Genomic DNA, 22,590 nt, shown 5'->3' with positions numbered 1-22,590 from the left:
AGCTGGCCTGTTCGACGGCGATGAAAAAAGCTTCGAACACGGCACCAACGCCGCGCAGTACCAGGCAGTAGCGAAGGCGTCCAAGGCCACCACAACCCGGCATCTTACTGACCTGTTGGAAAAAAACTGTCTGGTCCGTTTGCCTGGCGGAGGCCGTAGTACGCGCTAGCAAATCAATGACTGAAGCGACTGAAGCCACCCACTCATTTGCCCACAATCCCCATGTCTGCTAGTGTCGCGCCGGTTTACCGTCTACCGGAATAGCCGCCATGGCCCGCAAAAAAGTTGCACTCGATTTCGAACAATCCCTCGCCGACCTGCAAACCCTGGTCGAGCGTCTGGAGAACGGCGAGTTGTCGCTGGAGGACTCGTTGACAGCGTTTGAGCAAGGCATCGGCCTGACGCGCGACTGCCAGAGCGCATTGGCGCAGGCAGAGCAGAAGGTCCAGGTATTGCTGGAACGTGACGGGGAGTTGGCCGAAGAATCTTTCGATGCGGAACAGCCCGAATGATCGACGCGTATCAGGCCAGTAGCCAAGCCCGGGTGAATGCGGCGCTCGAGCCCTTGTTTGTTGCGCCAAGCCCGCAAATGAATCGCCTCTATGAAGCCATGCGCTACAGCGTGATGAATGGCGGCAAGCGCGTGCGCCCGTTGCTGGCATATGCGGCCTGTGAAGCCTTGGGCGTGCGTGCCGAGCAAGCCAATGGCGCGGCGTGTGCGGTTGAGCTGATTCACGCCTACTCCCTGGTGCATGACGATTTGCCGGCAATGGACGACGACGATTTACGTCGCGGCCAGCCAACCACCCACAAAGCCTTTGATGAGGCCTATGCGATCCTGGCCGGTGATGGCCTGCAGAGCCTGGCATTCAGCGCCTTGCTGGACCCGCGCCTGAACAGCGTGAACGCTGAGATCAGCCTGCGTATGGTGACCGCCCTCGCTCTGGCCGCAGGCCCGGCCGGCATGGTCGGCGGGCAAGCGATCGACATGGGTTCGGTCAGCCTCAAGCTGGACCAGCAAGCCCTCGAACACATGCATCGCCATAAGACCGGCGCGCTGATCGAAGCCGCCGTGCACTTAGGCGCCCTGGCCAGTGGCCGTGCCGAAGCTGAGCAATTGACCGCACTGCAGACCTATTCGCGGGCCATCGGCCTGGCGTTCCAGGTGCAGGACGACATTCTCGACGTTGAAAGTGATACCGCGACCCTGGGTAAACGCCAAGGTGCGGATGCCGCACGCGATAAACCGACGTATCCGGCCCTGCTCGGCCTCAAAGCCGCCAAGGCGTATGCCCTGGAACTGCGCGACCAAGCCCTGGACGCCCTGCGACCTTTCGACGCGGCGGCTGAGCCATTGCGTGACCTGGCGCGGTATATCGTCGAACGCCGCCACTGATAACGGCGGCCATTGCAGCCGCATATCGGCCAAGTTCGGCGCTCTGCGTGGGCAGTTTGCACGGCTTGAGGTAAACTGCCGCCTCTTCTATACCTATAACGATTCGCCTGATGCCCACGACGTTTCAAGAGATTCCCCGCAAGCGCCCGTCCACGCCCCTGCTCGACCGTGCTGCCACGCCGGACGGCCTGCGTCGACTGGGTGAAGCCGAGCTGGAAACCCTGGCCGATGAGTTGCGCCTGGAATTGCTCTACACGGTCGGTCAGACCGGTGGGCATTTCGGTGCCGGCTTAGGCGTCATCGAGCTGACTATTGCCCTGCATTACGTGTTCGACACCCCGGACGACCGGCTGGTGTGGGACGTGGGCCATCAGGCGTATCCGCATAAAATTCTCACCGGCCGTCGCGAGCGCATGGCCACTCTGCGCCAGAAAGACGGCCTGGCCGCCTTCCCACGCCGCTCAGAAAGCGAGTACGACACCTTTGGCGTCGGCCACTCCAGCACCTCCATCAGTGCCGCACTGGGCATGGCGATTGCCGCCCGACTGCAAGGCAGTGAGCGCAAGGCGATTGCGGTGATTGGTGATGGCGCACTGACTGCCGGCATGGCCTTCGAAGCGCTGAACCATGCGCCGGAAGTGAACGCCAACATGTTGGTGATCCTTAACGACAACGACATGTCGATTTCGCGCAATGTCGGTGGACTGTCGAATTACCTGGCAAAAATCCTTTCCAGCCGCACTTACGCCAGCATGCGCGAAGGCAGCAAGAAGGTGCTCTCGCGTCTGCCCGGCGCGTGGGAAATTGCTCGGCGTACCGAAGAATACGCCAAAGGCATGCTGGTGCCCGGCACCCTGTTCGAAGAGCTTGGTTGGAACTACATCGGCCCGATAGACGGCCATGACCTGCCCACCCTGATCGCCACGCTGCGTAACATGCGTGACCTCAAAGGTCCGCAGTTCCTGCATATCGTCACCAAAAAAGGCAAAGGCTTCGCCCCGGCGGAAGTCGACCCGATTGGTTACCACGCGATCACCAAGCTCGACCCGCTGGACGCCCCCGCCGCCGCGCCGAAAAAAGCCAGCGGGCCGAAGTATTCCGGCGTGTTTGGCGAATGGCTGTGCGACATGGCTGCCGCCGACCCGCGCCTGATGGGCATTACCCCGGCGATGAAGGAAGGCTCCGACCTGGTGGCGTTCAGCGAGCGTTTCCCGCTGCGCTATTTCGACGTGGCAATTGCCGAGCAGCACGCCGTTACGTTCGCTGCCGGCATGGCCTGTGAAGGCGCCAAGCCGGTGGTAGCGATCTACTCCACCTTCCTGCAACGCGGTTATGACCAACTGGTGCATGACGTAGCGGTGCAGAACCTTGACGTACTGTTCGCCATCGACCGCGCCGGTTTGGTCGGCGAAGACGGCCCGACGCACGCGGGTAGCTTCGACTTGTCTTACTTGCGCTGCATCCCCGGCATGCTGGTGATGACGCCAAGCGACGAAAACGAACTGCGCAAGATGCTTAGCACTGGCCACCTGTACAACGGCCCCGCTGCCGTGCGTTACCCGCGCGGTAATGGCCCGAATGCCGTGATCGAGAAAGACCTTGAACCGATTGAGATCGGCAAAGGCATCGTGCGGCGCCAAGGCAGCAAGACGGCGTTCCTGGTGTTTGGCGTGCAATTGGCCGAAGCGCTGAAGGTGGCCGAGAAGATCGACGCCACTGTGGTCGACATGCGCTTCGTCAAACCGCTGGACGAGGCACTCGTGCGCGAGATCGCCGGTAGCCATGAGTTACTGGTAACCGTCGAAGAAAACGCCATCATGGGCGGCGCCGGTGCGGCGGTCAGTGAATTCCTGGCGCGCGAGAACATCCTCAAGTCGGTGCTGCACTTGGGCTTGCCGGATGTGTATGTCGAACATGCCAAGCCGGCGCAGATGCTGGCTGAGTGTGGGCTGGATGAAGCCGGGATTGAGGCTTCGGTGCGCGAGCGCATGGCGCTGCTGGGCCTGTAACCCGACCTCCCGGTGGAAACCGGGACTAAATGTGGGAGTGGGCTTGCTCGCGAATGCGCAGTGTCAGTCAACTGGGATGTTGAATGTGCCACCGCATTCGCGAGCAAGCCCGCTCCCACATTGGTTTTTGTGCCATTTTTAAATGCTATGGACAGCCCATGAACCGCCTTCACCTCGCCCTGCCCTTGCTGCTGCTTCCCGCCACTGACCTGTTGGCCGACAGTTTTGAGCGTGACGATGCGCTGAAACTTGCCAACGTGGTGATCAGCGCCAACCGCCAGGTCCAGGCGCGCAATGACAGCAGCGCCGCCAACACCGTGTTTACCCGCGATGACATCGACCGCTTGCAACCCACCAGCGTGAGCGATTTGCTCCGCCGCGTGCCCGGTGTGCAAGTCGCGCCCACCGGTGGTCGCAGTAGCCTGCCGGGGATTTTCATTCGCGGCACCAAGGCCGCACAAAGCCTGGTACTGGTCGATGGCCAGCGCATCGCCAATACCACCTCCGGCGACAGCGGGCTGCAATACCTGAACGTCGACCAGATTGAACGCGTGGAAGTGCTGCGCGGCTCGCGCTCGGTGATCTACGGCAGCGACGCGATTGGCGGGGTGATCCAGATTTTTACCCGGCGCAATGCCGAGCAGGGCCTGCAGCCACGCTTGAAACTGGGGTTTGGCAGCCACCAGACCTGGGAGCGCAGCCTTGGCCTGTCTGGCGGTGATGAGCACACGCGCTTCAACGTGGGAGCGAGCCTGGATGACACGGCGGGTATCAACGCTACACACGAATCGTTCCCCAGCGATGGCGACCATGATGCCTATCGCAATCAGTCCATCAGCCTGAACCTCAGCCATGCCTTCAAAGATGAGCTGGAAGTGGGTTTCAACCTATTGGATAACCGCGGCAAGTCGGAATACGACAACAGCTTTGGTCGCTACGACGCCACTACCGAACAGACAGTTGGGCAAAAACCCTACACCGACTACACCGTGAGCAGCGCCAGCGGCTATGTCGACGCCAAGTTGAATGAACGCTGGCAGTCGCGCCTGGAGCTGGGCCACAGCGAGAACCGTGATACCAAGCGCGATAAGCTCAGTGATGATTTCAGCGTGTTCAACACCTACCGCGACTCGGTCAACTGGCAAAACGACCTGACGCTGGATGAGCAAAACAGCCTGATCCTCGGCGGCGACTGGTACGAAGACCGCTTCAACGGCTCCAGCGCCTTTACCGAGAACAGCCGCTGGAACCGGGCCGCCTTTGTGCAGCATCGTTTCCACGGCGAGTGGTTCTCCACCGAACTGGGCCTGCGCCGCGACCAGAACCAGCAATTCGGTGGCCAGAACAGTTGGAGCGGCACCCTTACCGTGCCGATCAACGCCGACAATGACGTACTGCTGAGCTACAGCGAAGGCTTCCGTGCGCCGACCTTCAACGACCTTTATTACCCCGACACCAGGTACAGCAACCCCAACCTGCTGCCCGAGACCTCGAAAAGCTACGAGCTGCAATGGCGTAGCCAACTGAGTGACAGTACGCGCCTGGAAGCTTCGCTGTACCGCACGGATTTAAGCGACGCGATCGTTGCCGACAGTAACTACAAGCCACAAAACGTGGCGTCGGCACGCATCAATGGCTTTGAAGCGGCGCTCAAGCAGGAACTGTTTGGCTGGCAGGGCAACCTGGGCGTGGCATTTATCGACCCGCGCGACCGCGATACCGGCCACACCCTGGCGCGTCGCGCACGGCGCACCTTGAGCCTGGATCTGGACCGGCAATTCGATAAGTTGGGTGTGGGTGCCAGTTGGCAAGCCATCAGCAGCAGCTATGACGATGAAGACAACCGCAATCGCCTGGGCGGTTATGCGCTACTCGGGGTACGTGGCAGTTGGGCGATCACTCATGAAGTCCGTGTTTCGCTGAAGGTCGACAACCTGCTGGACCGCCAGTATGCACGTGCTCGCTACAGCTACAATTCGCCCGACTTTTCCAATAATCAGGACTACCGCGAAGAGGGCCAGACCTGGATGCTGGGCCTGACGTGGACACCGCAGCTGTAACGATCCGGCTCAGTAAATCTGCCGGGAAGGCGCGTTGCTGTTCAGGTAGCCGGCCTTGATGGCTTCCGTGCAGGTTATGTACCCGTATGCGTTGACGGTGCCCGTATCGGTAAAGCCGACATACAAATCCTTTTTCTTACCTTTGTTTTCCAACTCATAGTCAAAGCACTGTGAACTGCCATTGCGAACCGGGGTAACGCGCGTGGGTTGCTGGATCGCAAGAATGTCCTGCTTTGTAGCCCTGCTGCCCTCTGCGGCTTTGGCTGCGACGGGGTGGTTGCTGAAATCCATCAACGTTGAGACGCCTTCCAGTGTGTTGCAACCGGTGAGCAAAAGAGCGGTAGAAATACCGAATATCAAACGGCGCATGGCCACCTCCTGTTTTTGAACGATCGCTATGCAGCACGCATCGCGGACAGCAGCGTATCGCCCTGGCGCCGAAACTACCCGATGGACAACTCTTAATAACCGGTAGGAGAACACGTAACGTTCACGCGAGCGTTGCAGCGCAATCAACGCTCACGCGCCACCCTCGCAACACAGCATCAATGATCAGTATTTCCTGCTGACCCGCTCATTGGACGCCAGGCTACCCTCGGCCAACGCGGTGCTGCAGGTTGCGTAGCCCCAGGCGTTAACCCACCCACTGGAGGTGAAAGAGACGAAATAATCGGCGCTTTTTCCATCACGCGCCAATGCGTAGTCGAAGCACTGTGCGGTGCCGCCACGGATAGAGGTGATTTTCGTGGGTTTCTGAATGTTCAGGATGTCTTGCTGGGTGCTGTCCATCGAAGAAGTCCTGTCGACTATAGGATGGTTACCAAATGTCCTGAGCTCAGAGAGTCTTTGTGACAGATCGCACCCGCTTATCAGCGTCAATACGAGGGCTGTACCCGCAAACGCGAAGAGATAACGCATGATGTGTCCTTATGCTGCCTAATTAACCCGAATGGGGGACCGGCGACACTAGCAACCCTGGGTGCGTAAATCTGGAGGCAAAGTCCGACATCTTGGTAGATCAATCGCACCGACCAGGATGGAAACACAACGGATTGTCAGCGCTGGGGGGCCACTGACTGACAGAGCTTCGCGATAGCCTCGATCATCTGCCCGCTCGGCCGCTCCAGCCCCTTGTCCGGGACTATCTGCAACCGGCCTTCGGCCACCGCCGCTATTTGCGGCCAGGCCTTCCAGGCATCGAGTTGCACCTGATCGGCAGCCAGAATCAGCTGCGGATTACGCTGCAACACCGACTCAATGCTGACCTGTGGCGCGGGCAGCTTCAGGTCGTCGAATACATTACGCGCGCCGCACACACTCAGCGCATCGCTGATGATTTGCCCACCGCCCACGGTGTACAGCGGCTGGTTCCACACTTGGTAAAACACCCGTAAGGGCTCGGCACGCTGATAGCGTTGGCGCAGTTCGGCCAGGCGCTGGCGTAACTGCGCCGCTAATTGTCGACCCGCCTCTTCACGGCCCAGTTGTTGAGCGATGGCTTGGATCTGGGACGTCAGCTGTTCAAGGCTATGCGGTTCGGCGACGTAGACGGGGATATTCAGGCGCTGCAACTGCTCGCGTTGCGCAGGACCAACGCTGCCGGGCCAGAGCAGGATCAGGTCAGGCTTGAGGCTGAGCAGGCGCTCCATGTTCAATTGCCCGTATTGCCCAACCGAGGGCACTTGCGCCAATGCCGCCGGGCGTTCGCCGCCATCGAGCACGCCCACCAGCAGGTCGGCGGCGCCCAGTTCAAGCACGATTTCAGAGAGTGACGGCGCCAGGCTGACGACGCGCTCGACCGCCAACGCCTGGGCACTGACTGCCAGCAGCAGCACCGCCAGCCAGTAGCGCATCATCCCAATTGACGCGGGATGCGGTAGAGGTAAAACAGTACCAGCGTCGACAGCGCCAGCAGGAACAGCGGCACGGCTTCCAGGCCGACAAACACCGCCAGCGCGCCGATCCAGGCCGGTATCGCCGCCACCAGCAAAGCCGTGCGACGTCGGGCCGCGAGGGTAATCCAGGCAGCCGGTTCTTCAGCGGTGTCGAGGGCTTTGGCGGTGGCGATCAGCGCGTGTTTATAGCCATGAAAATAACGCAGGCTCAGAAACATTGAGGCCACGCCTGCAATAAAGAACGGCATAGCCAACACGGGAAGCAAAGGTTCGGCCTGGCCAAACACCAGGTTGATCACAAATAGCGGCAGCAATGCCAGGGCCAGGTACTGCCACCAGTTGAAGGACAGCCGGCGTTTCACCTGACCACGGGTCACGCGCGGTCGACCTCGCCCTGATGCTCGTTGCCCATCATGTGGTCGAGCTTGCTGGCTTTGGTGGCCAAATAGAGTTTGTTGTGCGGGTTTTGCCCGGTGTGCAGTGGCACGCGCTCGGCCACGGTGATGCCCATTTCGGTCAAGGCTTTGACCTTGCGCGGGTTGTTGGTCATCAGGCGCAGGGACTTCACGCCCAGGTACTCAAGCATCGGCAGACAGATCGCGTAGTCACGCTGGTCGGCGGCGAAACCCAGGCGTTCGTTGGCTTCAACGGTATCGGCGCCGCCGTCTTGCAGCTCGTAGGCACGGATTTTGTTCATCAGGCCAATGCCACGGCCTTCCTGGCGCAAGTACAACAACACGCCACGGCCTTCTCGGGCGATGGCGCGCATGGCGGCTTCCAGTTGCGAACCACAGTCACAGCGCTGGCTGAACAACGCATCGCCAGTCAGGCACTCGGAGTGCACGCGACCCAGCACCGGCGCGCCGTCAGTGAGGTCACCCAGGCTGAGCACGACGTGCTCGCGCCCAGTGGCTTCTTCGAGAAAGCCGTTCATGGTGAACGTGGCAAAAGGGGTAGGCAGCTTGGAAGCGGCGACGAAAACGACGGGCACCGTGTGCTCCTGATTTCAGATTTCACAGAGGGCGCCATTGTAACAGCAGGTTCCTACAGACGCTTAAGCTGAATTATCGCTGATAAAGATCAATCGGTTCGATTGGCCTTCGTCTCGGTTCTATGCGAGTCAAAACGGGTACGGCTGTTTCCAGCGGTCGAAAATCGGCTTCAGCTCACCACTTTTAACCAAGGCGGCCATGCGCTGGTCATACACCTCCATCAATGCCCGCCCGCGCTCAGTGTCGGCAAAGCCTATGTAAAGCGGCAGTTCGGCGATATGCGTAAGCTTGAATTGCGACGGGTCATCAGACTGACTCAAGACGTACTTGGCTTCGGTGAGCGCATCGATATAGAAGTCGGCGCGAGCGTGCTGCAGCATGGGCAAAATGCCGTCTCGGCGTTCGACCTGATGAAATCGGCGCAGATTCGGCAGGTACTTCTCGTACTTATAGCCGCGCACCCAGGCCAAACGGTAGTTGCCCAGCGTGGCAATGCTAGGCGTCGGCGTAGTCGCCAAGCCCAGAGCGTAGATGTGGTCGGCGTCGAAGTTCCAGTGCGGGTACGACACGCCGCTGGCCTCATCGCGGTAAGAGCCGAGCCAGCCATCCACTTCGCCACGCCGAGCCAGGCCGATCGAGCGGGTATAGGGCTCGCTGCGGGTTTGCACGGTGATACCAACCGGCTCAAAGATCTGTCGCACTAAATCCCACCCCAGACCGCTGCCATCTTTGTTGGTGTAGTCGCTCCATTCCTCACTGGCCAGCACCATCTTGCCAGGCACCGTCGCTTCTTGCGCCTGCACCAGCGACACGACGGCACACAGCATAACCAGCAAGCGGCGGCGTACATCCATGGTGACAACCTCCTACACCGTGACAACCGTATAAAGGGTAGCGCAGGTGGCCGGTTTAGGGCGTTTCGCGAAAATGCTGATAGCCGCGCACGACCGGGGTGATGTCTTGCCCAGTGGCATCGAGCAGCGTTACACCCTGCCCGGCCTCCACCCGGCCAATCACGTTGATCGGCCAACCATCGGACAACAAGGGCGCCAGCTCGGCAGGTGGCAGGGTAAACGCCAACACGTAGTCGTCGCCTCCGCTCAAGGCCGCCACGCGCGCCTCGGCATCGCCGACAAACGCCAACAAGGCCTTGGACAACGGCAACCGCTGGCGCTCGATCAGCAGGCTGACAGCCGATGCCTTGGCGATATGCCCGCAATCGGCCAACAGCCCGTCGGAGATATCCATGGCGGATGTCGCCTTACCCCGCAAAGCCAGGCCCAGCGCCAGCTGTGGTTGTGGCGACCAGTAATGGGCCAGCAGGGGTTCGGCGAGGGAGGCGTCAGCCGTGCGTTGTTTCAACACCAGTGGCAAAGCCCCCGCCGCATTGCCCAGTTCTCCACCCACACACAGTAAATCGCCCGGCTGCGCGCCGCCACGCGTCAACGCCTGCCCGGCAGGCACACGGCCAAATACCGTCAGCGTCAGGCTCAGCGGCCCGCGCGTGGTGTCGCCACCGACCAAACCCACGCCGCAGCTTTGCGCCATGGCGTTCAAACCCTGGGCATAGCGTTGCAGCCAATCGGCATCGACCGTCGGCGTGGTAAGGGCAAGGGTAAAGGCAAGGGGATGGGCGCCCATGGCGGCCAAGTCGCTCACGGCTACGGCCAGCGAGCGCTGGCCGAGCAGGAACGGGTCACACGGGTCGGCAAAATGCACGCCGGCAACTAAGGTATCGGTGGAGATTGCCAACTGCTCCCCAGCGGGGAGCGTCAGCAAGGCGCAGTCGTCGCCGATCCCCAAGGCAATGCCTTCGCCGCCTTGCGCACAGGGCGCGGCGGCGAAGAATTGGCGGATCAGCTCAAACTCGCCCATTCGGGACTCAAGCGCTACTTAGCGCTTGTGTTCCTTCACTTCGGCTTCACGCAGGCGCGGGGCCAGTTTGTCGAGCACGCCGTTGACGAACTTGTGGCCGTCGGTCGAACCGTAGACTTTCGCCAGCTCGATACCTTCGTTGATCACCACGCGATACGGCACGTCGACGCGCTTGAGCAGCTCCCAGGTGGACAGGCGCATCACGCACAATTCAACCGGGTCCAGTTCTTCGATGGTCAGGTCCAGGCAAGGTGCCAGGGCCGTGTCGATCTCGGTCAGATTGGCATGCACACCGTGCAGGATGTCGTGGAAGTAGTTCTGGTCGGCAAACGTAAAGTCGTTATCGACGCGAAACTGCGCTTCGATCTCGTTCAGCGAGGTTTTAGACATGTGGCGCTGGTAAAGCGCCTGAGTCGCGAGCTGGCGGGCGCCACGGCGCTTTTCGCTCTTGGATGGCTTACCAGCGTCGGAGGGGCGCGGGTCCTTAGGGTTGAACTGATCGCTTTCGTCGGAAATCACTTGGCCTCCAACTGCGACAGCAGGCTAACCATTTCCAGCGCGGACAGAGCAGCTTCAGCGCCTTTGTTACCCGCCTTGGTGCCGGAACGCTCGATGGCTTGTTCGATGGAATCTACGGTCAGTACGCCGAAAGCGACTGGCACGCCGAACTCCATGGACACCTGGGCCAGGCCCTTGGTGCATTCACCGGCCACGTATTCGAAGTGCGGAGTGCCGCCACGAATGACCGCGCCCAGGGCGATGATCGCCGCGTATTCACCCTGCTGTGCAACTTTTTGCGCAACCAGTGGAATTTCGAAGGCGCCAGGGGCACGGATGACAGTGATATCGCTCTCGCTCACACCGTGGCGAACCAGGGCGTCAACGGCACCGCTTACCAGGCTTTCAACCACGAAGCTGTTGAAACGGCCAACCACTAGGGCATAGCGGCCTTTGGGGGCGATGAAGGTACCTTCGATGGTCTTCAGGGTCATTCGACAAATCTCTTAAAGAGCCGGGACGCGAAAAGTGCGTCCCTCAGTGATGTTTTAACCGCGAACAAGGGGCAAAAATCGCCAGCCTTTATTCGGAGGGCACGTATTCTACAACTTCCAGGTCGAAACCGGATATCGCATTAAATTTCATCGGTGCGCTCATCAGGCGCATTTTGCGCACGCCCAGGTCGCGAAGGATCTGCGAACCGGCACCGACGATGCTGTAGGTCGTCGGTTTTTTCACTGGCACCTGATCGGCGGTTTCGCGGATATGCGCCAGCAACACGTCACCATCCACCGGGTTGCCCAACAGCAACACCACACCGCTGCCTGCCTCGGAGACCGCCGCCATGGCGGCGCGCAGGCTCCAACGGCCCGGTTGCTTGACCATCAACAGGTCGCGCAACGGGTCCATGTTGTGCACGCGCACCAGGGTCGGCTCTTCAGCGCAAATTTTGCCCAGGGTCAGCGCCATGTGCACGTCGCCTTCCACTGAATCACGGTAGGTCACCAAATTGAATTGGCCCAGTTCGCTGTCCAGCGGCTGCTCGGCAATCCGCTGAACGGTACGTTCGTGGATCATACGGTAGTGAATGAGGTCGGCAATGGTGCCGATCTTGATGCTGTGTTCGGCGGCAAACGCTTCAAGTTCAGTGCGACGGGCCATGGTGCCGTCGTCATTCATCACTTCACAGATCACGCCGCTCGGCTCGAAACCGGCCATGCGTGCCAAGTCGCAGGCCGCTTCGGTGTGGCCGGCGCGGGCCAGGGTTCCGCCCGGCTGGGCCATCAGCGGGAAGATGTGGCCTGGGCTGACGATGTCTTCGGCCTTGGCGTCTTTCGCGGCGGCGGCCTGCACGGTACGTGCACGGTCGGCCGCGGAAATACCAGTAGTCACGCCGGTGGTCGCTTCAATCGATACGGTGAACTTGGTACCAAACCCCGAGCCATTGCGCGGCGCCATCAGCGGCAGCTTGAGCAATTCGCAGCGCTCACGGCTCATGGGCATGCAGATCAGCCCGCGAGCGTGCTTGGCCATGAAGTTGATGTGCTCAGCTTTGCAGGCTTCGGCGGCCATGATGATGTCGCCTTCATTCTCACGGTCTTCGTCATCCATCAGGATGACCATCTTGCCTTGGCGGATGTCTTCAACCAGTTCTTCGATGCTATTGAGCGCCACGCGGCACCCCCTTGGTCAGGATTTCAGGTAGCCGTTAGCGGCCAGAAAACTTTCAGTGATGTTCCCAGATGCTGGCTCTGCGGCCTTATCGCCCAACAACAGGCGCTCCAGGTAACGGGCAAGCAAGTCGACTTCCAGATTCACCCGGCGACCTGGCTGGTAGGACGCCATGATGGTTTCGCTCAGGGTGTGGGGAATGATGGTCAGTTCAAATTCGGCGCCATTCACGGCGTTCACGGTCAGGCTGGTGCCGTCGACGGTGATCGAGCCTTTGTGGGCGATGTACTTGGCCAGTTCTTTTGGCGCACGGATGCGAAACTCCACGGCGCGCGCGTTTTCGCTACGCGAAACCACTTCGCCAACGCCGTCGACGTGGCCGCTGACCAAGTGGCCGCCCAGGCGGGTAGTCGGGGTCAGGGCTTTTTCCAGGTTGACCGGGCTGCCAGCCTTGAGGTCGTTCATCGCGGTGCAGTCCAGGGTTTCCCGGCTGACATCTGCGGCAAAGCCGTTGCCCGGCAGCTCGATGACGGTCAGACACACACCGCTTACGGCAATGCTGTCGCCCAACTTGACGTCGCCGAGGTCCAGCTTGCCGGTTTCAACCAGCAGGCGGATATCGCCGCCTTTGGGGGTCATGGCACGGATGCTGCCGATGGATTCGATAATGCCGGTGAACATGGCCTTCTCCTGGAAAACGGGACGGGCGTTTGAGCGCCCGGTCAGAATTATACGCTCGCTGCCGGCATAGGTATGGCAGTGACTCGCCAGTCATCGCCAACAGCGCGCATTTCAGTGATCTTGAGTGGGGGGGCATCGGCCAGTTTCTCAAGCGGCCAGTCCAGCAAAGGCCGGGCGGCAGAGCCGAGGAACTTGCCGGCGACGAATATCACGTACTCGTCCACCAGCCCTTGCTGGGCAAACGCGCCCGCCAGGCTCGGCCCGGCTTCGACCAACACTTCGTTGACGCCACGGGCGGCCAGAGCGACCAGCGCCGAACGCAGGTCAACCTGACCGTCAACGCCCGGCACAACCAGGCACTCGGGGCCACGGGGGAATTGGTTTTCCGGCGTCACACAGGTGATCACCAACGCCGGGCCAGCCTTAAAGAACGGCGCGTTGAGCGGCACCCGCAGGCGCCCGTCGATCAACACGCGCAACGGCGGGCGGGACATGGCCAGCGCCGTGGTGACTTCGTCCAGGCCCAGTTCGGCGGCACGTACGGTCAGCCGGGCGCCGTCGGCCAAGACGGTATCAGCACCGGTCAACACCACACTGGCCTCGGCACGCAGGCGCTGCACGGCGGCGCGGGCAGCTGGGCCGGTGATCCATTGGCTTTCACCGCTGGCCATCGCGGTGCGGCCGTCCAGGCTCATCGCCAGCTTGACCCGCACAAACGGCAGGCCGTGTTCCATGCGTTTGAGGAAACCCGGGTTCAGCGCGCGCGCTTCACTTTCCAGCACGCCACTGCGGGTTTCGATACCCGCTTGCGCCAAACGCCGCAAACCGCGTCCGGCCACTTCAGGATTCGGGTCCTCCATCCCGGCCACCACCCGCGCAACACCGGCAGTCACCAGTGCGTCGGCACACGGCGGTGTGTGCCCATGATGGCTGCAAGGTTCCAACGTCACGTAGACCGTGGCGCCGCGCGCCTTGTCGCCAGCGGCGCGCAGCGCATTCGGTTCGGCGTGGGGTTCGCCGGTGCGCTCGTGCCAGCCTTCGCCGACAATCTGCCCATCACGCACAATCACGCAGCCCACACGCGGATTAGGATGAGTGGTGTACAGGCCCTTGCGCGCCAATTCGAGGGCGCGGGCCATGTAATGGGCGTCGAGCACAGCCTGTTCAGCAGAGGGTGGGTTCATTTCTTGACCGGCTCACGGGCCAGGCGGTCGATTTCTTCGCGGAACTCATTGAGGTCCTGGAAGCGTCGATACACCGAGGCGAAACGGATATAGGCGACTTCGTCGAGCTTTTGCAGCTCGCCCATCACCAGTTCTCCAACCACCAGGCTCTTGACCTCGCGCTCGCCGGTCGCGCGCAGCTTGTGCTTGATATGCGCCAGCGCCGCCTCCAGCCGCTCGACACTCACCGGGCGTTTTTCCAGGGCGCGCTGCATACCGGCGCGCAGTTTTTCTTCGTCGAAAGGTTGGCGGCTGCCGTCGGACTTGATCAGACGTGGCAGTACCAGTTCGGCGGTTTCGAAGGTGGTGAAACGTTCACCGCAGCCAGAGGCCAGGCATTCGCGCCGGCGACGTACTTGATCGCCCTCGGCGACCAGACGCGAGTCAATGACCTTGGTGTCGTTGGCACCGCAGAAGGGACAGTGCATGGTGGCAGGCAACAAAAAAAGGGAGGGCCATGGTAGCGCATCCCCGTGGCAAGACAAGCCATAGCCTTTACGGTATATAGGCTGACTATTATGTTTCATATTTTTTAAGCCACGGATTTTGTCCTTTCTGGAGCCGTACATGCAGTTACGACCACTTGTTTTACTCGCCCTGTTCAGTTTTCTGGTCGCCTGCAGCAGCGAAGCCACCAAGCCTTCGACGCCTCAACCAACGCCCGCCCAAGAGAAAAAAGTCCCCGGCATTGAAGACCTCGGCCCCCTGCCGGCCTATCAACGGGAAATCAATGGCAACCTCACCAACATCCCTGCCGGTGCCGAAGTCGAACTGGCGCTGCTGGTGATCGACGAGCGCAATCGCCCGCAGCAACTGCTCGCAAGCAGCGTATTGAGCGGCAACGGCAAGCCCCTGGCCTTCCGCCTGCGCTTCAACCCCGAAGCCTTCCCGGCCGGTGCACGCGTTGAACTGCGTGGGCGCGCCAGCCAGTCCGGTCAGTTGATCTTGCACCTGCCCGCCGTGCACATCTCACAGGCGATTACCCAGACCACCGGTCCCCTGCAACTCGTCAAAGCACCATGACGCCACCGCTGGACTTGCAACGAGCCCTCAGCGAACTAATCGGCGACGCACACTTGGTAGCCTGCCCGCTGCCCGGCACCGAGTTATCGTTGTGGCTGCTGGACGCGGACAACATGGACCGCGCCTTCAGCCCCGAAGAAACCCGGCGCATCCTGCATGAGCCGCCGTACTGGAGTTTTTGCTGGGCCAGCGGTTTGGCGCTGGCGCGCTACCTGGCGGCGAACCCGGAGTGGGTCGCCGGCAAACGTGTGCTGGATTTCGGCGCCGGTTCCGGCGTGGCCGGGATCGCCGCCGTCAAAGCGGGCGCACAGGAAGTGGTGGTCTGCGACCTTGATCCATTGGCCTTGGCGTCCTGCCGGGCAAATGCTGATCTCAACGGTGTGGCGCTGGGTTATTCAGCGGATTTTTTCGCCGAAGCCGACCGCTTCGACCTGATCCTGGTCGCCGATGTGCTCTACGACCGCGCCAACCTGCCGCTGCTGGATCAATTCCTGACGCGCGGCCGTGAAGCCCTGGTGGCGGACTCGCGGGTGCGGGACTTCCAGCACCCGGCTTATCAGCGTCTGGGAATCCTTGATGCGCTGACGCTGCCCGACTTGGCCGAGCCTTGGGAGTTTCGCAAGGTGAGCCTGTACCATTCGCGGCGCCCTTGAGGCCATCGCGGGCAAGCCCGCTCCCACAGTTGACCGCGCCCCTCTGTGGGCGCTGGCGTGCCTGCGAGAGCGATCTTGAATCAACCACGCTTTCAGCCAACCACGCCAGCCCTTATAGTTGCCCCATTCCCGCTTTATTCGAGATGCCCCATGAGTGAGCCCACGCCGTACATTTTCGACGTCACCACCGCCAACTTCGACCAGGCGGTTATCCAGAACTCCTTCGAAAAACCCGTACTCGTGGATTTCTGGGCCGAGTGGTGCGCGCCGTGCAAGGCGTTGATGCCCATGTTGGCGAAAATTGCCGAGAGTTATCAGGGCGAGTTGCTGCTGGCCAAGGTCGATTGCGAGGCCGAGCAGGATATCGTCGCGCGCTTTGGCATTCAAAGCCTGCCCACCGTGGTGCTGTTCAAGGACGGCCAGCCGGTGGATGGGTTTGCCGGAGCGCAGCCGGAGTCGGCGGTGCGGGCGATGCTGGAGCCACATGTGCAGATGCCGCCGCCCGCCGCGGCTGACCCGCTGGAACAGGCCCAGGCGCTGTTTGCCGAAGGCCGTATCAGCGACGCCGAAGCGGTGCTGGTCGTGCTGCTGGGTGAGGACAACACCAATGCCGCCGCCCTGATCCTGTACGCGCGCTGCCTGGCCGAACGCGGTGAATTGGGCGAAGCCCAGAGCGTGCTCGACGCCGTGAAAAGCGATGATCACAAAGCCGCCCTCGCCGGGGCCAAGGCGCAAATCACCTTCCTGCGCCAGGCAGCAGACCTGCCGGACGCCGCCGAATTGAAAAGCCGCCTGGCGCAAAACCCGCAGGACGATGAAGCGACCTACCAACTGGCGATTCAGCAACTGGCGCGCCAGCAATACGATGCGGCGCTGGAAGGCTTGCTCAAACTGTTTATCCGCAACCGCAGCTACAGCGAAGGCCTGCCGCACAAGACCTTGCTGCAGGTGTTCGAACTGCTCGGCAATGACCACCCGCTGGTCACCGTGTACCGCCGCAAGTTGTTCGCCGCGCTGTATTAATCGCCGATCCAACTGTACAGCGGCGTATCCCCGCCGCTGGCTACTTTCACATGGGCGCTATGGCGCAGGCGCACCAGCAGGCGCTTGCCTGATGCGGCGTCGCCGGCCAAGCCTTCCAACTGGTCGAGCAACTCCAGCCCGTTGAGTTGCCTGGCCTTGCGCAACAGGTCCTGGGCGCTCTGCCACAGATCATCGTTCTGTTTGACCGGCGCAGCAGTTGGCTCGCTCGGCGCGGGGGCCGCCTGCAAGTGGGCGCCCAAGCGCGCCCAATCGCCGTCGTCCAGCTCCAGGGTCAAGTCCACCGGCAGGTCGCCGATGGTTCCACGAATTCGCAACATCGTCCTTACTCCTGCACTTTTCTGACCGGCATGCTCCCACGCGGCTTGCGCAACGCCAAGCGGGCGGTCAAACTCTGCGACTATTGTTATAAGATCACATAACAAAACTTTCATGTTCTGGAGCCCTCTCATGCGCCGTCTGCTGCTTGCTTTGCCGTTTGCCCTGTTGCCATTGGCTATCGCCCATGCTCACGACGATCATGACCATGAGCACGGCAGCCTCGGCGCTCATGAACACGGCGTCGGCCGCCTCAACGCAGTGCTCGACGGCCAGGCCCTGGAGCTTGAGCTAGACAGCCCGGCGATGAACCTGGTGGGTTTCGAACACCTGGCAACCACCGCCGCCGACAAGGCTAAGGTCGCCGCCGCACGCAAACAGCTGGAAAACCCGCTGGCCCTGTTCAACCTGCCCAAGTCCGCAGGTTGCGTGATCAGCTCCCAGGAACTCAACAGCCCATTGTTCGGCGACAAGCCTGAAACCGAGCACGACGACGATGATGACGACCACGCCACCGACGGCAAAGGCACAGCCGCCCACGCGCATCATCACGACCACAGCGAAATCCACGCGCACTACCAGTTCACCTGCGCCACGCCGACGGCGCTGAGCAAGCTGGACCTGAGCCAGGTGTTTAAGACCTTCCCCGCTACCCAGAAAATTCAGGTACAACTGATCGGCCCAAGCGGCCAGCAAGGTGTGGAAGCAACAGCCCAGGCAGCCACCCTGAAGTTCTGATCTGAAAAAACCAATCACTGCGGGAGCTGGCTTGCCTGCTCCCACAGTTGATCGGCGCTATTTCCTACAACCAGGCGACACTGATTCCCCATGACCCAAGCGTTAATCGAACTGTCCGACCTGGGCTTCAACTGGCCCGGCCACCCGCAGTTGCTGGACATCCCCGCATTCCGCCTGGAAGCTGGCGAAACCCTGTTTCTCAAAGGCCCCAGCGGCAGTGGCAAAACCACTCTGCTCGGGCTTTTGGGCGGCGTGCAGAAACCCACTGGAGGCAGCATTCGCCTGCTCGGCCAGGAGCTGACCAAGCTGTCGGCCGGCGCTCGTGACCGCTTTCGCGTGGACCACACCGGCTACATCTTCCAGCAGTTCAACTTGCTGCCGTTTCTGTCGGTGCGCGAGAACGTCGAGCTGCCGTGTCACTTTTCCAAACTGCGCGCACAACGGGCGATTCAGCGCCACGGCAGTGTCGACAAGGCCGCCGCGACCTTGCTCGCGCATTTGGGCCTCAAAGACAAAGACCTGCTGGAGCGCCGCGCAGACTCGCTGTCTATCGGCCAGCAACAACGTGTAGCCGCCGCCCGCGCGCTGATCGGCCAACCAGAGCTGGTGATCGCCGACGAACCCACTTCGGCCCTGGACTACGACGCCCGCGAAGCCTTCATTCAGCTGTTGTTTGCCGAATGCCGTGACGCCGGTGCCAGCCTGTTGTTTGTCAGCCATGACCAGAGCCTCGCGCCGCTGTTCGACCGCCACCTGTCGCTGGCCGAACTCAATCGCGCCGCCACGCCCGCAGAGGTTTGAGATGTATTTGTTTCGTCTAGCCATGGCCAGCCTGGCTAACCGCCGCTTTACCGCGATCCTCACCTCCTTCGCCATCGCGCTTTCAGTCTGCTTGTTGCTCGCGGTGGAACGCGTACGGGTTGAAGCGCGCAACAGTTTCGCCAGCACCATCAGCGGCACCGACCTGATCGTCGGCGCGCGTTCGGGCTCGGTCAACTTGCTGCTGTACTCGGTGTTCCGCATCGGCAACGCCACCAACAACATCCGTTGGGACAGCTTTGAACACTTCGCCGCCAGCCCGCAGGTGAAATGGGCAATCCCGATTTCCCTCGGCGACTCGCACCGTGGCTATCGGGTGATGGGCACCAACGAATCCTACTTCGAGCACTACCAGTACGGCCGCAAGCAACACCTCGAACTGGCCAGCGGCCGCGCCTTCGCCACCGACCCATTTGAAGTGGTGCTCGGTGCCGAAGTGGCCGATGCGCTGCATTACAAGCTGGGCGACAAGCTGGTACTGGCGCACGGTGTCGCGGTGGTCAGCCTGGTTAAACACGATGACAAACCGTTCACCGTGGTCGGCATTCTCAAGCGCACCGGCACGCCGGTTGACCGTACGCTGCACATCAGCCTCGGCGGTATGGAAGCGATTCATATTGACTGGCACAACGGTGTGCCGGCCCAAGGCAAAGGCCGCATCAGCGCCGATCAGGCACGCAACATGGACCTGACCCCGCAAGCCATTACCGCGTTTATGCTCGGCCTGAACAACAAGATTTCCACCTTCGCCCTGCAACGCGAGATCAACGATTTCCGCGGTGAACCGATGCTGGCGATCCTGCCCGGCGTGGCCCTGCAAGAGCTGTGGAGCATGATGGGCACCGCCGAAAAAGCGCTGTTCGTGATCTCGCTGTTCGTGGTGCTGACGGGGTTGATTGGCATGCTCACGGCGATCCTCACCAGCCTCAACGAGCGCCGCCGCGAAATGGCGATCCTGCGTTCGGTGGGCGCCAGGCCGTGGCATATTGCAACCTTGCTGATCTTCGAAGCCTTCGCCCTGGCCTTGTCCGGTGTGGTGGCGGGCGTCGGCTTGTTGTACGTGTGCATCGCCGCGTCGCGCGGGTATTTGCAGGCCAACTATGGCCTGGACCTGCCGATGTCGTGGCCCAGCGAATATGAATGGACGTTGCTCGCCGGTATCCTCGCGGCGGCGCTGTTGATGGGCAGCGTGCCCGCGTGGCGCGCCTACAGACAATCCCTGGCCGATGGCCTGTCCATACGTTTATAAGGAAGGCGTCGATGCGTCGTGCCCTGTTTGCATTGTTGCTGTTGGTGGTGGTGCCCGCCTGGGCGCAAGATCAGCCCAAGGACCTGTCCTGGCAGGAGATGATCCCGCCGGATGCGCCGCCGGAAATTCCCAATATGAAGCCGCTGCACGACCTGTCGAACATGGCCGACGCGTTGTCGGTCGAGTCGGCGCCGGCCGCCAAACAGGACTTGCCCAACGCACCGGTGGTGCAGAGCCTCAACGGTAAGCACATCCGTTTGCCGGGTTATATCGTGCCGCTGGAAGTCAGCGAAGAAGGGCGTACCACCGAGTTTTTGCTAGTTCCCTATTTCGGCGCGTGCATCCATGTGCCGCCGCCACCGTCAAACCAGATCGTGCATGTGAAAAGCGAAATCGGGGTGAAGCTCGATGAGCTGTACCAGCCGTATTGGATCGAGGGCGAGATGCAGGTCAAGCCGTCGTCGAGTGAGTTGGCGGATGCCGGTTATCAGATGGATGCGCAGAAAATTTACGTCTACGAACTTCAAGAGTAGCGGGTTATTACGGTTTCATTGAGCTGAGTCAAAAGCCAGACAGGAACGATCTTTACCATTGGATGTATCTCTTTTAATACATCCTCTGGAGCTCCCATGAACAAGTCCCTGCTCGGCGCGTCCCTTGTCGCGCTCGCCCTCTGCGCCCCTGCTGCCCATGCTCATGAAGCGGGCGATATTCTGATTCGAGCCGGTGCAATCACCGTGAATCCGAAGGCAGACAGCAGCAGCGTCAAGGTTGATCAGGGCCCTTTGGCGGGCACCAACCTGGGCGGCAAGGCGACCATGAGCAGCGACACTCAATTGGGTCTCAACTTCGCCTACATGCTGACCAACCACGTTGGTATCGAATTGCTGGCGGCCACACCGTTCGAGCATGACGTGAAGATCAAGAACACGGCCCTCGGCGCTGCCAACGGCAAGCTCGGTACGCTGAAACACCTGCCGCCAACCTTGAGCGTCGTGTACTACCCACTGGACAATAAATCCGCCTTCCAGCCGTACGTGGGCGCCGGTATCAACTACACCTGGATCTACGACGAGCACGTCAGCAGCCGCGCGGAACAAGCCGGTTTCAGCAACTTCAAGGCCGAGAATTCCTGGGGCTGGGCCGCACAGATCGGTGCCGACTACATGATCAACGACAAGTGGATGATCAACGCCCAGGCGCGTTACATCGACATCAGCACCAAGGCCACCGTGGACAATAACGCGCTGGGCCAAGGCACCCGCGCCAAGGTCAATGTGGACGTCGATCCAATGGTTTACATGGTCGGTATCGGCTACAAGTTCTAAACCCGGTTTAAGTCACACTGCATAACCCATGTGGGAGCGGGCTTGCTCGCGAAAGCGGAGGGTCAGTCGACTGAGTTGTTGACTGACACTGCGCATTCGCGAGCAAGCCCGCTCCTACATTTTTGGTTTGTGTGGTGTCAGCTGCGCCGGTAGAACCGATCCAGCAACGCCGGCAACCCCGCCCGCCACGCTCGTGGCTTGATGCCGAAGGTGTGCAGGATCTTCTTGCAAGCCAGCACCGCATGTTGCGGTTCATCCGCCGCATCCGGCCGGGCCGCATGGGCCTGGGCTGTAGGGGATTCAATCGCCAACGGGTGGAAATTGCGCGCTTCGGTAAGAATCGCCTGGCCCAGCGCCAACGGCGTGGTCGCCTCGTGCCCGGCGTAGTGATAAGTGCCCCACAGCGGCGCCGCGCAATCGAGTTGCTTGAGCACCGAAATGATCACCCGCGCGGCATCGTCCACCGGCGTCGGGTTGCCGCGCCGATCATCGGCCATCAGTAACTCATCCGGCTTCTCGGCCCGGGCCAAGAAGCGCCCGAGGGTGCCGTCGACGCTGTCATCGAGCAACCAGCCAAAGCGAAGCAACACATGCTGCGGGCACGTGGCGCGCACGCTCTGTTCGATGCGCCACAACGCCTGGCCGCGCAGGCCCAGAGGCACCGGCTCGTCTTTTTCGCTGTAGGCGGTCGCGCGGGAGCCATCGAATACGCGGTAACTGGACGGTTGCAGCAAGGTGATGCTGTGGTGTTGGCACAGCTCGGCCAGGCGCTCGATAGCAAACTCCTGGGCGGCCAAACGGGTTTCGCTGACGGCTTCGGCCTGGAACCAGTCGAAATAGTAGGCGAGGTTGATCAACGCATCGGGACGGGTGTCGTCGAGCAGTTGGGTAAGGCTCGCGGCATCCCAGCCGTCTTGGGGCGGTTTGGGGGCGAGGAAACCGATGTCTTCCTCTGCACCGAGGCGAATCAGCGCCTGCCCGAGGGCATTCCCGCCGCCCAGTAACATAAGGCGCATTCGCATAGTATTGAGCAGGCCCGGTCTGTTTGGAACGATGGTTATTATCGACGGGCGGGTAACGCCTGCCGTAGGTTTATTCCAGAATCGTTGCATTTTGCGGGT

Annotated in this window: 27 protein-coding genes and 1 pseudogene; 13 read left to right on the top strand and 15 right to left on the bottom strand. The window is 61.1% G+C overall.

The window, feature by feature from the left end:
* Positions 1-7 precede the first annotated feature (7 nt).
* The 5 genes and pseudogenes from FW764_RS16510 to FW764_RS16490 form a co-directional block, all read left to right on the top strand.
* A pseudogene (locus FW764_RS16510) lies at positions 8-169 on the top strand (DUF4172 domain-containing protein); the annotation flags it as partial.
* 100 nt (positions 170-269) lie between these two features.
* Positions 270-512, top strand: coding sequence for an exodeoxyribonuclease VII small subunit (locus FW764_RS16505; protein ID WP_446434793.1), 243 nt, complete (start codon positions 270-272; stop codon positions 510-512).
* On the top strand, positions 509-1,396 hold the full coding sequence (gene ispA, locus FW764_RS16500) for a (2E,6E)-farnesyl diphosphate synthase (protein WP_446434792.1): 888 nt from the start codon (positions 509-511) through the stop codon (positions 1,394-1,396). The genes FW764_RS16505 and ispA overlap by 4 nt, the downstream gene beginning before the upstream one ends.
* Before the next feature lie 110 nt (positions 1,397-1,506).
* The gene (dxs, locus tag FW764_RS16495; RefSeq protein WP_446434791.1) at positions 1,507-3,405 is read left to right on the top strand and encodes a 1-deoxy-D-xylulose-5-phosphate synthase; all 1,899 of its coding nucleotides are present in this window, start codon (positions 1,507-1,509) and stop codon (positions 3,403-3,405) included.
* Between the two features lie 158 nt (positions 3,406-3,563).
* Positions 3,564-5,465, top strand: a complete 1,902-nt coding sequence (locus tag FW764_RS16490; RefSeq protein ID WP_446434790.1) for a TonB-dependent receptor domain-containing protein — start codon at positions 3,564-3,566, stop codon at positions 5,463-5,465.
* Positions 5,466-5,474: 9 nt separating this feature from the next.
* Here FW764_RS16490 and FW764_RS16485 read toward each other — a convergent pair whose 3' ends face one another.
* The 13 genes from FW764_RS16485 to nrdR form a co-directional block, all read right to left on the bottom strand.
* On the bottom strand, positions 5,475-5,981 hold the full coding sequence (locus FW764_RS16485; protein WP_446434789.1) for a lipoprotein: 507 nt from the start codon (positions 5,979-5,981) through the stop codon (positions 5,475-5,477).
* Positions 5,982-6,017: 36 nt separating this feature from the next.
* On the bottom strand, positions 6,018-6,254 hold the full coding sequence (locus FW764_RS16480; RefSeq protein ID WP_446434788.1) for a hypothetical protein: 237 nt from the start codon (positions 6,252-6,254) through the stop codon (positions 6,018-6,020).
* A gap of 266 nt (positions 6,255-6,520) precedes the next feature.
* The gene (locus FW764_RS16475) at positions 6,521-7,321 is read right to left on the bottom strand and encodes a cobalamin-binding protein (protein WP_446434787.1); all 801 of its coding nucleotides are present in this window, start codon (positions 7,319-7,321) and stop codon (positions 6,521-6,523) included.
* Positions 7,318-7,737: an MFS transporter gene (locus FW764_RS16470; RefSeq protein ID WP_446434786.1), complete on the bottom strand. Its 420-nt coding sequence runs from the start codon at positions 7,735-7,737 to the stop codon at positions 7,318-7,320. Before FW764_RS16470 ends, FW764_RS16475 begins: the two co-directional genes overlap by 4 nt.
* Positions 7,734-8,351, bottom strand: coding sequence for a GTP cyclohydrolase II (gene ribA / locus FW764_RS16465; protein WP_446434785.1), 618 nt, complete (start codon positions 8,349-8,351; stop codon positions 7,734-7,736). Before ribA ends, FW764_RS16470 begins: the two co-directional genes overlap by 4 nt.
* A gap of 129 nt (positions 8,352-8,480) precedes the next feature.
* A complete protein-coding gene (locus FW764_RS16460; RefSeq protein WP_446434784.1) occupies positions 8,481-9,206 on the bottom strand; it encodes a substrate-binding periplasmic protein in 726 nt (241 codons plus the stop codon).
* A gap of 55 nt (positions 9,207-9,261) precedes the next feature.
* Complete coding sequence (gene thiL, locus FW764_RS16455; protein WP_446434783.1) at positions 9,262-10,227, bottom strand: thiamine-phosphate kinase; 966 nt, start codon at positions 10,225-10,227, stop codon at positions 9,262-9,264.
* A gap of 18 nt (positions 10,228-10,245) precedes the next feature.
* Positions 10,246-10,746, bottom strand: coding sequence for a transcription antitermination factor NusB (gene nusB / locus FW764_RS16450; protein WP_446434782.1), 501 nt, complete (start codon positions 10,744-10,746; stop codon positions 10,246-10,248).
* Positions 10,743-11,219, bottom strand: coding sequence for a 6,7-dimethyl-8-ribityllumazine synthase (gene ribH, locus FW764_RS16445; RefSeq protein ID WP_122486058.1), 477 nt, complete (start codon positions 11,217-11,219; stop codon positions 10,743-10,745). The genes nusB and ribH overlap by 4 nt, the downstream gene beginning before the upstream one ends.
* 88 nt (positions 11,220-11,307) lie before the next feature.
* Positions 11,308-12,399, bottom strand: coding sequence for a bifunctional 3,4-dihydroxy-2-butanone-4-phosphate synthase/GTP cyclohydrolase II (gene ribBA, locus FW764_RS16440; RefSeq protein WP_446434781.1), 1,092 nt, complete (start codon positions 12,397-12,399; stop codon positions 11,308-11,310).
* Between the two features lie 15 nt (positions 12,400-12,414).
* The gene (locus tag FW764_RS16435; protein ID WP_242152935.1) at positions 12,415-13,077 is read right to left on the bottom strand and encodes a riboflavin synthase; all 663 of its coding nucleotides are present in this window, start codon (positions 13,075-13,077) and stop codon (positions 12,415-12,417) included.
* A gap of 47 nt (positions 13,078-13,124) precedes the next feature.
* Positions 13,125-14,261 carry a bifunctional diaminohydroxyphosphoribosylaminopyrimidine deaminase/5-amino-6-(5-phosphoribosylamino)uracil reductase RibD gene (ribD, locus tag FW764_RS16430; RefSeq protein ID WP_446434780.1) on the bottom strand — a complete coding sequence of 379 codons (1,137 nt, stop codon included), beginning with the start codon at positions 14,259-14,261 and terminating at the stop codon, positions 13,125-13,127.
* Positions 14,258-14,728, bottom strand: a complete 471-nt coding sequence (gene nrdR / locus FW764_RS16425) for a transcriptional regulator NrdR (protein WP_053258286.1) — start codon at positions 14,726-14,728, stop codon at positions 14,258-14,260. Before nrdR ends, ribD begins: the two co-directional genes overlap by 4 nt.
* A 139-nt stretch (positions 14,729-14,867) precedes the next feature.
* On the opposite strand from nrdR, the gene FW764_RS16420 reads away from it, so the two are divergent.
* The 3 genes from FW764_RS16420 (at position 14,868) to trxA (ending at position 16,999) form a co-directional block, all read left to right on the top strand.
* On the top strand, positions 14,868-15,323 hold the full coding sequence (locus FW764_RS16420; protein WP_446434779.1) for a YbaY family lipoprotein: 456 nt from the start codon (positions 14,868-14,870) through the stop codon (positions 15,321-15,323).
* The gene (locus tag FW764_RS16415; RefSeq protein ID WP_446434778.1) at positions 15,320-15,976 is read left to right on the top strand and encodes a class I SAM-dependent methyltransferase; all 657 of its coding nucleotides are present in this window, start codon (positions 15,320-15,322) and stop codon (positions 15,974-15,976) included. Before FW764_RS16420 ends, FW764_RS16415 begins: the two co-directional genes overlap by 4 nt.
* A 150-nt stretch (positions 15,977-16,126) precedes the next feature.
* Positions 16,127-16,999: a thioredoxin gene (trxA, locus tag FW764_RS16410; protein WP_446434777.1), complete on the top strand. Its 873-nt coding sequence runs from the start codon at positions 16,127-16,129 to the stop codon at positions 16,997-16,999.
* On the opposite strand, the gene FW764_RS16405 is transcribed toward trxA, so the two are convergent.
* Complete coding sequence (locus FW764_RS16405; RefSeq protein WP_446434776.1) at positions 16,996-17,337, bottom strand: hypothetical protein; 342 nt, start codon at positions 17,335-17,337, stop codon at positions 16,996-16,998. The genes trxA and FW764_RS16405 overlap by 4 nt on opposite strands.
* Before the next feature lie 130 nt (positions 17,338-17,467).
* On the opposite strand from FW764_RS16405, the gene FW764_RS16400 reads away from it, so the two are divergent.
* From FW764_RS16400 to FW764_RS16380, 5 genes are all read left to right on the top strand, one after another.
* On the top strand, positions 17,468-18,073 hold the full coding sequence (locus tag FW764_RS16400; protein ID WP_446434775.1) for a DUF2796 domain-containing protein: 606 nt from the start codon (positions 17,468-17,470) through the stop codon (positions 18,071-18,073).
* Between the two features lie 90 nt (positions 18,074-18,163).
* On the top strand, positions 18,164-18,874 hold the full coding sequence (locus FW764_RS16395) for an ABC transporter ATP-binding protein (protein WP_446434774.1): 711 nt from the start codon (positions 18,164-18,166) through the stop codon (positions 18,872-18,874).
* A gap of 1 nt (position 18,875) precedes the next feature.
* The gene (locus tag FW764_RS16390) at positions 18,876-20,141 is read left to right on the top strand and encodes an ABC transporter permease (RefSeq protein ID WP_446434773.1); all 1,266 of its coding nucleotides are present in this window, start codon (positions 18,876-18,878) and stop codon (positions 20,139-20,141) included.
* An 11-nt stretch (positions 20,142-20,152) separates the two neighbouring features.
* Positions 20,153-20,674, top strand: a complete 522-nt coding sequence (locus FW764_RS16385) for a DUF3299 domain-containing protein (RefSeq protein ID WP_446434772.1) — start codon at positions 20,153-20,155, stop codon at positions 20,672-20,674.
* Positions 20,675-20,770: 96 nt separating this feature from the next.
* Complete coding sequence (locus FW764_RS16380; RefSeq protein ID WP_083356539.1) at positions 20,771-21,469, top strand: OmpW/AlkL family protein; 699 nt, start codon at positions 20,771-20,773, stop codon at positions 21,467-21,469.
* Between the two features lie 137 nt (positions 21,470-21,606).
* On the opposite strand, the gene FW764_RS16375 is transcribed toward FW764_RS16380, so the two are convergent.
* Positions 21,607-22,491: a sugar nucleotide-binding protein gene (locus FW764_RS16375; protein WP_446434771.1), complete on the bottom strand. Its 885-nt coding sequence runs from the start codon at positions 22,489-22,491 to the stop codon at positions 21,607-21,609.
* Positions 22,492-22,590: the final 99 nt, after the last annotated feature.

Source organism: Pseudomonas sp. 1152_12, assembly GCF_052850675.1.
This window is presented reverse-complemented; position numbering and strand designations above follow the sequence as displayed.

Excerpts from the sequence above, each read along its gene's own strand:
- FW764_RS16505 (WP_446434793.1), top strand. The coding sequence starts at position 270 with ATGGCCCGCAAAAAAGTTGCACTCGATTTCGAACAATCCCTCGCCGAC.
- ispA (WP_446434792.1), top strand. The coding sequence starts at position 509 with ATGATCGACGCGTATCAGGCCAGTAGCCAAGCCCGGGTGAATGCGGCG.
- dxs (WP_446434791.1), top strand. The coding sequence starts at position 1,507 with ATGCCCACGACGTTTCAAGAGATTCCCCGCAAGCGCCCGTCCACGCCC.
- FW764_RS16490 (WP_446434790.1), top strand. The coding sequence starts at position 3,564 with ATGAACCGCCTTCACCTCGCCCTGCCCTTGCTGCTGCTTCCCGCCACT.
- FW764_RS16480 (WP_446434788.1), bottom strand. The coding sequence starts at position 6,254 with ATGGACAGCACCCAGCAAGACATCCTGAACATTCAGAAACCCACGAAA.
- FW764_RS16475 (WP_446434787.1), bottom strand. The coding sequence starts at position 7,321 with ATGATGCGCTACTGGCTGGCGGTGCTGCTGCTGGCAGTCAGTGCCCAG.
- FW764_RS16460 (WP_446434784.1), bottom strand. The coding sequence starts at position 9,206 with ATGGATGTACGCCGCCGCTTGCTGGTTATGCTGTGTGCCGTCGTGTCG.
- thiL (WP_446434783.1), bottom strand. The coding sequence starts at position 10,227 with ATGGGCGAGTTTGAGCTGATCCGCCAATTCTTCGCCGCCGCGCCCTGT.
- ribH (WP_122486058.1), bottom strand. The coding sequence starts at position 11,219 with ATGACCCTGAAGACCATCGAAGGTACCTTCATCGCCCCCAAAGGCCGC.
- FW764_RS16435 (WP_242152935.1), bottom strand. The coding sequence starts at position 13,077 with ATGTTCACCGGCATTATCGAATCCATCGGCAGCATCCGTGCCATGACC.
- ribD (WP_446434780.1), bottom strand. The coding sequence starts at position 14,261 with ATGAACCCACCCTCTGCTGAACAGGCTGTGCTCGACGCCCATTACATG.
- nrdR (WP_053258286.1), bottom strand. The coding sequence starts at position 14,728 with ATGCACTGTCCCTTCTGCGGTGCCAACGACACCAAGGTCATTGACTCG.
- FW764_RS16420 (WP_446434779.1), top strand. The coding sequence starts at position 14,868 with ATGCAGTTACGACCACTTGTTTTACTCGCCCTGTTCAGTTTTCTGGTC.
- FW764_RS16415 (WP_446434778.1), top strand. The coding sequence starts at position 15,320 with ATGACGCCACCGCTGGACTTGCAACGAGCCCTCAGCGAACTAATCGGC.
- trxA (WP_446434777.1), top strand. The coding sequence starts at position 16,127 with ATGAGTGAGCCCACGCCGTACATTTTCGACGTCACCACCGCCAACTTC.
- FW764_RS16405 (WP_446434776.1), bottom strand. The coding sequence starts at position 17,337 with ATGTTGCGAATTCGTGGAACCATCGGCGACCTGCCGGTGGACTTGACC.
- FW764_RS16400 (WP_446434775.1), top strand. The coding sequence starts at position 17,468 with ATGCGCCGTCTGCTGCTTGCTTTGCCGTTTGCCCTGTTGCCATTGGCT.
- FW764_RS16395 (WP_446434774.1), top strand. The coding sequence starts at position 18,164 with ATGACCCAAGCGTTAATCGAACTGTCCGACCTGGGCTTCAACTGGCCC.
- FW764_RS16390 (WP_446434773.1), top strand. The coding sequence starts at position 18,876 with ATGTATTTGTTTCGTCTAGCCATGGCCAGCCTGGCTAACCGCCGCTTT.
- FW764_RS16385 (WP_446434772.1), top strand. The coding sequence starts at position 20,153 with ATGCGTCGTGCCCTGTTTGCATTGTTGCTGTTGGTGGTGGTGCCCGCC.
- FW764_RS16380 (WP_083356539.1), top strand. The coding sequence starts at position 20,771 with ATGAACAAGTCCCTGCTCGGCGCGTCCCTTGTCGCGCTCGCCCTCTGC.
- FW764_RS16375 (WP_446434771.1), bottom strand. The coding sequence starts at position 22,491 with ATGCGAATGCGCCTTATGTTACTGGGCGGCGGGAATGCCCTCGGGCAG.